This is a genomic window from Chitinivibrio alkaliphilus ACht1 (assembly GCF_000474745.1).
GTDB lineage: Bacteria > Fibrobacterota > Chitinivibrionia > Chitinivibrionales > Chitinivibrionaceae > Chitinivibrio > Chitinivibrio alkaliphilus.
In genome coordinates this window covers 1-11919 of the sequence record NZ_ASJR01000002.1, presented here as the reverse complement: position 1 = coordinate 11919, position 11919 = coordinate 1, and the positions used below count along the sequence as shown (strand labels likewise).

General features: G+C 45.8%; 8 protein-coding genes. All 8 read left to right on the top strand.

Translation table 11 applies throughout. The annotated features are described in order from the left end of the window. Positions 1-4: 4 nt before the first annotated feature. Complete coding sequence (locus CALK_RS11840; protein WP_022635774.1) at positions 5-835, top strand: HNH endonuclease; 831 nt, start codon at positions 5-7, stop codon at positions 833-835. Next, positions 836-1306 (top strand): very short patch repair endonuclease, encoded by a 471-nt coding sequence (locus tag CALK_RS01020; RefSeq protein WP_022635773.1) that lies wholly within the window; start codon positions 836-838, stop codon positions 1304-1306. Between the two features lie 274 nt (positions 1307-1580). Beyond that, entirely contained in the window at positions 1581-4826 is a 3246-nt protein-coding gene (locus CALK_RS01010) for a helicase-related protein (protein WP_022635772.1), read from the top strand. Continuing rightward, positions 4816-5649, top strand: coding sequence for a DUF4391 domain-containing protein (locus CALK_RS01005; RefSeq protein ID WP_022635771.1), 834 nt, complete (start codon positions 4816-4818; stop codon positions 5647-5649). The genes CALK_RS01010 and CALK_RS01005 overlap by 11 nt, the downstream gene beginning before the upstream one ends. A 16-nt stretch (positions 5650-5665) precedes the next feature. Next, positions 5666-7510, top strand: a complete 1845-nt coding sequence (locus CALK_RS01000; protein WP_022635770.1) for a site-specific DNA-methyltransferase — start codon at positions 5666-5668, stop codon at positions 7508-7510. 1 nt (position 7511) lies between these two features. Beyond that, positions 7512-8750, top strand: a complete 1239-nt coding sequence (locus CALK_RS00995; RefSeq protein ID WP_022635769.1) for a PDDEXK nuclease domain-containing protein — start codon at positions 7512-7514, stop codon at positions 8748-8750. Beyond that, positions 8747-8938, top strand: coding sequence for a hypothetical protein (locus CALK_RS00990; protein ID WP_034636154.1), 192 nt, complete (start codon positions 8747-8749; stop codon positions 8936-8938). The genes CALK_RS00995 and CALK_RS00990 overlap by 4 nt, the downstream gene beginning before the upstream one ends. Then, the coding region (locus CALK_RS00985) for a type III restriction-modification system endonuclease (protein ID WP_034636153.1) at positions 8928-11919 on the top strand (2992 nt) is incomplete at its 3' end. The genes CALK_RS00990 and CALK_RS00985, both read left to right, overlap by 11 nt.

The window sequence follows — 11919 nt, the reverse complement described above, 5'->3', positions numbered from 1 at the left end:
AATTATGATTGATACGGCACATCTGTCCCGTGCTCTAACAGAGCGATTTGGTCTGGAAGTAGAAGCAAGTGCAACTGTGGAGAATAACGGGCAAAAAATTATTATCGGCCCATGTGGGATTGAGCGCACCATATCATTTCGTGTCGAGCTTCACCTTGGCTGGAGAACTGTGTCGGCAGCTTTTATTCCAGGGAATTATGCATCCGGACTCATCCTCGGGATGAAAACCGCAACACCTTCACAACAAGCTGCTTTCGCGGTATTTTCAGACAGTCTTAAGTCAAAAGGGGCTCAAGTTACTTTAAAACTAGATTCTGTGCATGTTGATGCATCTAAGCCATCTTCTTGGCCACACGACTGGGGAACCATTCGAATCTCAATGAAGAAGGTTGGAGTTGTTGTGGAGAAGACATCGGGGTATGACTTTGATGCTACCTTTCCGTGGGCAACTGGTTTTTTGGGTCTTGCACTTGCACTTCTCCCACTTGAAGAAATTAATGAATCTGCAATTGAAGGTGAAAGCGAAGGTGCAGCGCTGCTCAAGTTGGTTAAACAATATGAAAGGAGCCGAATCAACCGGGCTGCTTGTATTGAAATTCATGGAACGGCCTGCAGGATTTGTGATTTCGATTTTGGTGCTAAATACGGTGAGCTGGGCGAAGGTTTTATTCACGTCCATCATATTGTCCCAGTTTCTCAAATGGGTGGAAGTTATTCTCTCGATCCTGGAAAAGATCTTCTTCCGGTCTGTCCTAATTGCCACGCAATGCTACACCGTCGTAAACCAGCCTTGAGTCCAGAGGATCTACTTCAAATCCTATCTGGAGAGCTTTGAATGGATAGTTTAACTCCTGAAAAGCGAAGCTGGAATATGTCCAGAATAAGATCTAAAAATACAAAAATAGAAAAAGAAGTTCGAACAGTTCTTCATAAAATGGGGTACCGATATAGAATTAATCCGATTGATATTCTTGGAAAACCAGATATTTTTCTTCGCAAATACAACACTGCAATATTTGTACATGGTTGTTTTTGGCATAGACATCAAGGGTGCAAATACGCCTATACACCAAAATCAAATATAGAGTTCTGGGATTTAAAATTTAAGAAAAATATAAACCGCGATAATAATGTTAAAAGCCAAATTGAAAAAATGGGTATTAATTATTTAGTCGTTTGGGAGTGTGAATTGAGAGATATAGATAAATTAAAAAAGCGACTGGAAAATATGTTGATTAAAAATGTCAGCTGCCGCACGTCCTGTGCTCCAGCTGAAAGAAATGGGCAAGTTTTTAAGAGGAATTAAGGATGCACATGTATATAGAAGTAGTAGCCATGAAAACCGCCTCCCAAGCACGTCATACAACAGCGGCTATATGGTTCCGCTTCGCTTCACCCAAATTTTTGCTCCACTGCGTTCCGCAAAAACTTCATATAGCCGCGAAACGTTATAGGCAATACCGCACCAATACAGAAAGAAGAAGATAGAATGGAAAAGTGGAAGATCTTAAAATCCCCGCGCCCCAAGAAGCCCGCCGTCCATGGCGGGCTGAAGAAGTTTTACTTTGGTAAGGATTAAATTGAAAGCGCAGAAGAAAACATCAATACTTGATAACAAATCTCTGGGAAATGTTGTTTCCGAGCTCAAAGAAAATATCGCAGGTGGATGCACTCTTTCTGTGGTTTCCGCTCTGTTTTCTCTTTACGCCTATGACGAGCTTAAAAGGGAGCTTTCAAAGGTTTCCAAGTTTAAGCTGCTTGTTCCGTGTTATAGCGACAAAGAGGGGTTTCTGAAAAACCTTTCCGGGAATCACTTGGATCGTCGTCTGCGCAATCGGCTTGATGTTACTCGGGTTGCACGAGAGTGCGCCCAGTGGCTGAAACAAAAATGCGAAGTCCGCGAGTTGCCATCATCGGTCCACCAGAACCTTATTCATTTATCTCATGCCGGTAGCGATGAACACCTTGCCATTGTGGGCAGTTCATCCTTTACCACTGACGGTCTGGGTATCGTTCCATCTGAATCCCACCACATGAACACCTGCTTTCGCAGTTCTGATGAGGCGCATTCACTCATCAAATGGTTTGATGAGCTGTGGGCCTCAGGTAAAAACAGCAATGATTTTGAAGCGATCCTGCAGGAAGCACTTTCGCTCATTTATACCGATAAAACTCCCCAGCAAATCTACTTCCTGACTCTATTCAATATCTTCAGGGATTTTATCGGCGAGTTGGATGAAGACAAAATCATCAAGACCCAGACCGGAATTAAAAGCACTCAAGTCTGGCAAAAGCTTTACAAATTTCAGCGGGATGGCGTTCTTGGAGCCATCGATAAAATAGAGCGTTACAATGGCTGCATCATTGCAGACAGCGTGGGACTGGGTAAGACCTTTGAAGCGCTGGCGGTAATCAAATACTATGAACTCCGCAACGATAGAGTGCTGGTCTTATGCCCCAAAAAGCTCCGGGAAAACTGGACCTTATACACCGTTAACGACAAACGAAACATTCTCGCTTCCGACAGGTTTAACTTTGATGTCCTCAATCACACGGACTTGACCCGTGTGCGCGGCATGTCAGGGGAGATCAATTTAGAGACCCTGAACTGGGGGAACTACGACTTGATCGTTATCGACGAGTCGCACAACTTTAGAAACAACCCGGCTCGCAAGGATGATTCTCTGACCCGATATTCCAAACTGATGAATGAGATCATCAAAGCAGGTGTAAAAACCAAAGTGCTGATGCTATCAGCCACCCCGGTAAACAACCGGATGAACGACCTGAAAAACCAAGTCGCTTTTATCGTTGAGGCAAAAGACGACGCATTGAAGACCAACGGTATTACCAGTATAGAGCAGACTTTGAAAATGGCTCAGACGCGCTTCAATGCATGGCTGAATCTGGACGACCGAGAAAGAACCACGGAGTCCCTGCTGGAGACTTTGAATTTTGACTATTTCAAATTGCTGGATCTTCTCACCATTGCCCGATCCAGAAAGCATATCGAAAAGTATTATGATGTAACGGAGATCGGAAAATTTCCGGAGAGGCTCAAGCCCGTCAATATCAAGACAGACATTGATACGGAGGGACGCTTCCCGGCGCTTGAAAGTATTAATAGAGACATTCGGCTGCTTAATCTGAGCGCCTATGCTCCGCTGAAATATGTCCTGCCGCAAAAGGCTGAAGAGTACAGCCGCAAGTATGACCGAAAGGTTGCTGGCGGTTCCGTGTTCAGACAGGTCGACCGTGAACAGAGCTTGATTCATCTGATGCGGGTTAACCTGTTCAAGCGAATGGAAAGTTCAATCAACTCCTTCACCATGACGCTGGAAAAACTGCTCGGTGAAGTAACAGGGTTGATCCAGAAAATTGCAGACCATGACAACAATGCAGCGGTTGAAGAGTTTGATATCGAAGAGATCGAAATTGAAGATGATGCCTTCTCTCCTTTTGTTGTCGGCAAGAAGGTCAAAGTCCTGATTCAGGACATGGATACGGTCCGCTGGAAGCAAGAGCTTGAAGAAGACCGGGAGATTCTGGAAAAACTGATTGCCTCTTCACAGTCCGTCAAAGCGCCGCAAGATGAAAAACTCAGGAAACTGAAGGAGCTCATTCGTTACAAAGTTGCCAACCCGATCAATCCGGACAATAAGAAGCTCATTATTTTTACGGCGTTTGCAGACACGGCCAAGTATCTCTATGACAACATAGCCGGATGGGCCAACAAAGAGTTGGGTGTCTATGCTGCCTTGGTGACCGGCTCCGGAGAAAATAAAACCGAGATGCCCGGCATACGCAAAGACCTGGCCTCGATCATCACCTCCTTCTCTCCGGTATCAAAAGAACGTGACAAGATCGATTCTTCTCTTACAGCTGAGATTGACCTGCTGATTGCCACCGACTGTATTTCAGAGGGGCAAAACCTGCAGGATTGTGATTACCTGATCAACTATGACATCCACTGGAATCCGGTTCGAATCATTCAGCGTTTTGGACGTGTTGATCGACTGGGCTCAAAGAATGACAAAATTCAACTGGTGAACTTCTGGCCCAACATGGAGCTGGATGAATACATCAATCTTGAGGCCCGTGTTTCCGGCCGCATGGTTCTGCTGGATATCTCGGCCACCGGTGAAGAGAACGTCATCGAGTTTACCGATTCCGGAAAGATGAATGACCTCGAATACCGCCGCAAACAGCTCGAAAAACTTCAGAACGAAGTGGTCGATATTGATGATGTCGAGGGTGGCATCTCCATCACCGACCTCACGCTGAACGACTTTCGCATGGACCTCACTGACTACATAAAAGAACATGAGAATCTGCTGGAGCGGATTCCGCCGGGCGCTTTTGCTGTTGCCACCATTGACGATACCCTAAAAGACGACCTGTCTCCGGGAGTAATTTTTTGCCTTAAAAATGAAGGCGCTCAAACCGTTTCAGACTCCACCTATGCCTTGTCGCCTTACTATCTGGTCTATGTATCAAACGACGGTTCAGTTCTTTTGCAATTCACTCAGACAAAAAAGATTCTGGACCTGCTAAAAAAGATGAGCATCCATGGAAAGTCCGTTGAGGGTGAAGCCACCACCCGGCTTTCCAACCTGACACGCAAAGGTTCCGATATGTCTCACTACCGTAATCTGCTGTCCAAAGCCGTGCAGGCTCTGACCGGCGCAGCTGAAGAGCGCGGCGTGGAGAGTCTTTTCTCTCCCGGTGGCACCGTCATCAATAAAAACAGCTTTAAGGGTATGGATGATTTTGAAGTGGTCAGCTACCTGATCCTTTTGGGTGAGGAGGCTGACGATGCCAGATAATAAAAAAGCAGCCATTGATTACGTCTGGAATGCCATCTCCTTTCCGGAGGCGGCCCTGCTGGGTAAACGGGTTCCCAAAAAGCAGTTTCTTGAAAGTGGTGAACTTGTCGCCAGCGACAAAAAGCTGTTTCGGGAAAACGTGAAAAACGTGTATTGGGAATACACCCTGAAGCCATCAACTTGTCCTGTTCTACCCTACAGGGACAATGAACGGGAATACCTTGAGGTGGCGGTTCTACAGGTTGAAATGAACTCCCAGAAAGGCCACAAACGAATCGCAGAAATTATCCACCGAATAATTCCTTACCCGCTGATGATTGGTTTTTATGTTGGAACCACAGAACACACCGAATACACTGAAAAAGAAAGTATTAATTCCGTGTCTTCTGTGTCTTCCGTGGTTAATAAATCTTTTGCCCTGAGCATCGCTCCTAAACGTTTCAGTCAGACCGAGCAAGGAGCTTATGTTGCCGAGCGTTTCTATACCACCGGCTGGATGCACAGCGGGGCATTCAATGACCGAGAAGCGGCATTTGTCGCATCACTTGCATGGGACAATATGCCGCTTCAGACCTATGGCACTCTATACAATGCCTGGACGGATCGCTTTACCGGATACGAATGTTCGGTGTTGTCCGGAAGTTTTACCATCGGCAAGGCCGGAGATCGGCTGGAGCAGTTGACGCGGTGCCGGGAAATTGAATCAAGAATATCGGAGCTGCGCGGGCAGCTGAAAAAAGCGGCTTTTAACCGGCAGGTGGAGCTGAATACACAAATCAAGAAATTTGAACAAGAGCTCAGGCAACTGGCTGCGAGCCTGTAATAAGAGAGGTTTAATCATGGAAAAAATGGACGGTAAAACAATGGACATCGTAGCCGAAAATGTTGGCAAGCTGAAGGAGCTGTTTCCGGAAGCCTTCACCGAAGGCAAGGTGGACTTTGAAGCCCTGAAGGAAGTGCTCGGCACATTTGTGGACGACCGCGACGAACGCTACAGCTTTACATGGAACGGTAAAAGCAAAGCCCGAATGATCGCCCAGACGCCAAGCACAGGCGCCCTGCGCCCCTGCAAGGACGAGTCAGTGGATTGGGACACCACCCAGAATATTTTCATTGAAGGCGATAACCTTGAAGTGCTCAAGCTCCTGCAGAAGAGCTATCACAAAAAAGTGAAGATGATCTATATCGATCCGCCGTACAATACTGGACATGACTTTGTTTATAAGGACAATTTCAAAGACAACATCAAAAACTATAAAGAGATCACCGGTCAGGTGGATGGTGAAGGCCGTAACCTCTCAAACAATCCCGAAACCAGTGGGCGCTATCATACCGACTGGTTGAACATGATGTATCCTCGCCTGAAGCTGGCGAGGAATTTGTTGAAGGATAATGGGGTTATCTTTATATCTATTGATGATACTGAAGTTTCTAATCTTCGGAAAATCTCTGATGAGGTTTTTGGGGAAGAAAATTTTGTTGCAGAGTTAGTCTGGAAAAGACGGGTTTCCTCTGCAATGGCAGATAACAATGTATCTGCAGACCATGACTATGTTATCTGCTTTCAAAAAGGAGATCTGAAAGACTTTAAAGGCTTCCAAAAAGATTTTAAGCGATATTCAAATCCTGACAATGATCCACGTGGCCCATGGATTTTGGATAACCTAACTGTCGGAATGAATGCTTCAATGCGCCCCAACCAGGCTTATGATTTAGTTGATCCTGCAACAGGAAATGTTTATCCGTTTAATCCTAATCGGGTTTGGGCATTTATACCAGAATCAATGGATCGGATGATCAAGGAGGGGCGAATTGTGTTCCCGAAGGATACATCCAAAAGACCAATGCAAAAACGGTTCAGAGATGAACTAAAGAGTACACACAACCCGTTCTCTACTTTAATGATGGATAGAGTAGGATTAAACACAGAGGCAACACGGAATATTCAAGAATTGATGGGGGGCAATGTTTTCGATTATTCTAAACCACTTTCACTTCTTACAACATTAATTCCGCAAGTATGCAATGGAAATGATGTCATTTTAGATTTTTTTGCAGGCTCAAGTGTGACTGCTCATGCTGCTATGAAGCTCAACGCCGAAGAAAGTGGCAACCGCAAATTCATCATGGTGCAACTACCTGAAGCTTGTGATGAAAAATCAGAAGCCTACAAAGCAGGTTACAAAACCATCTCCGAGATTGGCAAAGAGCGCATCCGCCGGGCTGCCGCAAAGATCAAAGCAGAAAACCCAGAATATCAAGGTGACCTTGGCTTCAAGGTATTCAAGCTCGACTCCACCAATATCAAACCATGGGAGGTCGACTTTGATATGACGGAGCGCACTCTCGAAGACTTCATCTCCAACATCAAAACCGACCGTCGTGAGGAAGATGTCCTTTACGAGGTCCTGCTCAAGTATGGTCTGGATCTTACGTTGCCCATAACTGAACACACCATTGCCGGTCAAAAGGTATTCGATATCGGTATGGGAGCACTGATTATCTGTCTATCGGATGCCATTTCCCTTGAGGTGGTCGAAGGCATTGCGAAGCTGAAGGATGAGCTCAATCCGGAAATCATGCGCGTGGTATTCAAGGACTCCGGCTTCAAGGATGACGTGGTCAAAACCAATGCGGTTCAGATTCTCAAACAGGCTGGCATTATCGATGTAAGGAGCTTGTAAGATGAACCACGAAAAACACGAAAAGACACGAAAGAAGAAGGGAACCACGGAACACACGAAAGTGGGTTTTGATGGTTTAGTTGGACTGTTTGAGCAGACGCAGGCTGCCATGCAATCCCAGGCAGCAAAGTCGGTGGATATTGCGTTAGTTGTCCGCAACTGGCTGTTTGGCTGGTATATCGTGGAGTTTGAGCAAAATGGTGCAGATCGGGCTGAATACGGCAAACAGTTACTTAAAGAGTTGGCTTTTCAATTAAGCATTAAAGGGTGCTCTGAGCGTAATTTAGCTTCGTTCAGGAAGTTTCATGTTACCTACTCAGACATTTTGCAGGCACTGCCTGCAAAATCATCTCAACAGGTTCAGATTCAACAGGCAGCGTCTGTTGAATCTTCAAACATTGGTCAGTCACTGCCTGACCAATGTTTTCAGCTGATTGGCAATTCAGACATTTTGCAGGCAATGACTGCAAAATTGAGTGAGCGCTTTGTACTCGGCTGGACGCATTATGTGACGCTTCTGACAGTGAAAAACCGGGATGAGCGGCAGTTCTATGAGCTGGAGGCTGCTGAGAACGGTTGGGGATACCGTGAACTGGAAAGGCAAATCAATTCTGCCCTGTATGAGCGTCTCGCCTTAAGCCGAGACAAGAACGAGGTAAAACAACTTTCAACTCATGGGCAACTTGTTGAAAAAGCAGATGATGTCATTAAAAGTCCATACATTCTCGAATTTACAGGCTTGGAAGAACGAAAAAGCTACAGTGAGCATGATCTTGAAACGGCATTGATTGATAAAATTGAGCATTTCCTTTTGGAGCTGGGTAAAGGCTTCCTGTTTGAATCTCGCCAAAAGCGGTTCTCTTTTGATAACCGCCATTTCTATGTTGATCTGGTTTTCTACAACCGTCTCTTGCGTTGTTATGTCGTGATTGATCTGAAAGTCGGCGACCTGAAGCACCAGGATCTCGGACAGATGCAGATGTATGTCAACTACTTCGACCGCTATGTTAAAACCGATGACGAAAAACCTACCATCGGCATTTTACTTTGTCTGACCAAAAGCGATGAACTGGTTGAGCTAACCCTGCCTGAAAATGCCAACATTTATGCATCTGAATATCAGCTTTACCTTCCCGACAAAGAAGCACTCAAAAAACAATTAGAAGAGGCCCAGGCAGAATGGGAAGCAACTCACGAGGATTCCTCGGAAGTTCAGAATCAAGGAGGGCACCACGAATGAACACGAATAAACACGAATACACTGAGAAAGTGGTTGTTTCCATTTTGGAACATACCACTCAAAAGCGAGCAATAGAGATAAAAACAAAGAACCAGAGCATGTTGATAGATAACCTTTCGTGGTTAAAAAATCCTTCTGTGTCTTCTGTGTCTTCCGTGCTTAAAACAGAGGTGCAAAGTGAAAATTAAATTCGACGCAAATCTGGATTTCCAGAAGCAGGCTATAGAATCAGTCACCGGGGTATTTGAAGGGCAGGAAATTTGCCAGACCAATTTTACGGTGGCTCCACTGCAATACACCACCCAGCAGGTCATTCCCAGCATGGAAAACAATCTGGGTGTCGGTAACCGCTTAAAACTTCTGCCGGAGGACATCCACAAAAATATCCGCAAGATTCAGTTGAAAAATGGGCTGGCTCCTTCCGAAAAAATGAATTCCATGGATTTTACCGTGGAGATGGAGACCGGAACCGGAAAAACCTATGTCTATCTGCGCTCTATCTTTGAAATGAACCGGCTTTACGGCTTCACCAAATTCATCATTGTTGTTCCGTCCATAGCCATTAAAGAAGGGGTGTATAAGTCGTTGCAAATCACGGTGGACCATTTCCGTGAGCTTTATGAGAATGTCAGTTTCGACTATTTTGTCTATGACTCCAGTAAGCTTTCCGATGTGAGGAATTTTGCCACCAGCCCTGATATTCAGGTCATGGTGATCAATATTGATGCCTTCAGAAAAAGTTTCAGTGATCCGGAAAAGGAAAACAAGGCCAATATCATCCACCGTTCCCATGACCGTATGACCGGGGCCAAGCCGATTGAATACATTCAGGAAACCAACCCAATCGTTATTGTAGATGAACCCCAGAGTGTTGACACGACCTCAAAGAGTAAAGAGGCTATTCGCTCACTTAATCCGCTCTGCACGCTGCGTTACTCGGCTACTCATGTGGACAAGCATCACATGCTCTACAAGCTGGATTCCGTCGATGCCTATGAGAAGAAATTGGTAAAGCAGATCGAGGTTGCCGGAGTTGAAGTCAAAGACGGCCACAACAAGGCCTACATTAAGCTCCTGAGCGTCAACAATAAAAAAAGCCCGATTACCGCTCAAGTTGAAATTGATAGTCGCCTTAAAAACGGTTCGATGAAGCGTAAAAAGATTAAGGTGAAAAGCGGTGACGATTTGCTGGATAAAAGTGGTGGGCGTGATATTTACGATGGTTACATCATAGAGGATATCTACTGCGAAAAAGGCAACGAATACATCAGCTTCACCAGTAAGCCGGAAATTTTAAAATTGGGTCAGGCCATTGGCGAAGTTGACCCAGACGAATACAAGTGCCTGCAGATCCGCAAGACCATCGAAGAACATCTGGATAAAGAGATGCGTCTGCGTCCCCAGGGTATCAAGGTCCTCAGCCTGTTTTTCATCGACAAGGTAGCCAACTACCGCTGGTACGATGAAGACGGCAATCCGCAAAAGGGCAAATTCGCTCTGATGTTTGAAAAGGAGTATGCCCGGGCAATCCGCAAACCTAAATACAGCACCCTCTTTGAAGGGGCGGATCTGAATACAGTTGCTGCCGGTGTGCATAACGGGTATTTCGCCGTTGATAAAAAGAAAGATGCATCGGGAAATGCAAGGCTCAAGGATGCATCCGGGAAAACACTGGCCGATGAGAGCGCCTATAACCTGATCATGAAGGAGAAGGAGAAACTCCTCAGCTTTGACTCAAAGCTGAAGTTTATTTTCTCACACTCCGCACTGAAAGAAGGCTGGGACAATCCCAACGTCTTCCAGATCTGTACCCTCAACGAAACCAATTCGGTTATTAAAAAACGTCAGGAAATTGGCCGTGGTCTTCGAATCTGTGTCAATCAGGATGGTGAGCGCGTTCACGGGTTTGAGGTCAACACGCTTACCGTCATGGCAAATGAATCCTATGAAAAATTTGCCGAACAGCTCCAGAAAGAGATTGAGCAGGAAGAAGGTATTAAATTCGGAGTGGTTGAAGAGCACCTGTTTGCCAACATCGTTGTTCCGGTTGACGACTACAACAATGAACACCTTGGAGTCGATGCTTCCAAGAAGCTTTGGGATCACCTGAAAACCACTGGTTACATTGATACCAAAGGCAAGGTGCAGGACTCCTTAAAGACTGCCCTAAAAAGTGGTGAGCTTGAGCTGCCGGAGGAATTCAAAGAACAAGCCCCGCATATTGCTGCGGTGCTGAAGAAAGTTTCCGGCAATCTCAATATCAAGAACCGTGACGACAAGAAAAAGGTGTCGCTGAATAAATCCGTATTTTTAAGTCCGGAGTTCAAAGAGCTTTGGGACCGGATCAAATACAAGACCACTTTTAGAGTCGATTTTGATGTAGAGACACTTGCCGCAAAATGCGCTGAAGAGATTAAAGGCAATCTGCAGGTGGGCAAGGCCAGGTTTATTTATCGAAAAGCCAAGGCCGAGATTGATCGTGGTGGTGTTCACGCAGAGCAGGTTCAGGAAACAGCCAGTGTCTACGAGTCACGATCTTTCGAGCTCCCGGATCTGATCACTTACCTCCAGAATGAAACCAACCTGACCCGCCGGACTATTGTTAAGATTATCAACGACAGTGGCCGCCTTGAGTCCTTTAAAAACAACCCGCAGAAGTTCATCGAGCAGGTATCGACCATCATCCAGCACCAGATGCGTCTCTTTGTAGTCGACGGGATTAAGTATCACAAGATCGGGGATGAACATTTTTACGCTCAGGAACTGTTCAGCGATAACGAGCTGTTTGGCTATCTACAGAAGAACATGGTTGAAAGCCAGAAGTCAGTCTTTGACCATGTGGTCTACGATTCCGACGTGGAGCTGGAGTTCGCCACTGCTTTTGAACGAAGCGATGACATCAAGCTATACGCCAAGCTCCCGGACTGGTTCAAAATCGACACGCCTCTGGGCACCTATAACCCGGACTGGGCTGTATTGATTGAGGTGGATGGCAAAGAGAAGCTTTACTTTGTTGTTGAGACCAAAAGCACCTTATTCACCGATGCGCTACGCCCAACTGAAAAAGCCAAGATCGCATGCGGCAAGGAACACTTCAAAGCTCTGGGCAAAGAGGTTGAGTTCGCCGTCACAAATGCGTTCGAGGACTTTTCAGGGAAGTACGTTGAGA

Excerpts from the sequence above, each read along its gene's own strand:
- CALK_RS11840 (WP_022635774.1), top strand. The coding sequence starts at position 5 with ATGATTGATACGGCACATCTGTCCCGTGCTCTAACAGAGCGATTTGGT.
- CALK_RS01020 (WP_022635773.1), top strand. The coding sequence starts at position 836 with ATGGATAGTTTAACTCCTGAAAAGCGAAGCTGGAATATGTCCAGAATA.
- CALK_RS00995 (WP_022635769.1), top strand. The coding sequence starts at position 7,512 with ATGAACCACGAAAAACACGAAAAGACACGAAAGAAGAAGGGAACCACG.
- CALK_RS01000 (WP_022635770.1), top strand. The coding sequence starts at position 5,666 with ATGGAAAAAATGGACGGTAAAACAATGGACATCGTAGCCGAAAATGTT.
- CALK_RS01005 (WP_022635771.1), top strand. The coding sequence starts at position 4,816 with ATGCCAGATAATAAAAAAGCAGCCATTGATTACGTCTGGAATGCCATC.
- CALK_RS00990 (WP_034636154.1), top strand. The coding sequence starts at position 8,747 with ATGAACACGAATAAACACGAATACACTGAGAAAGTGGTTGTTTCCATT.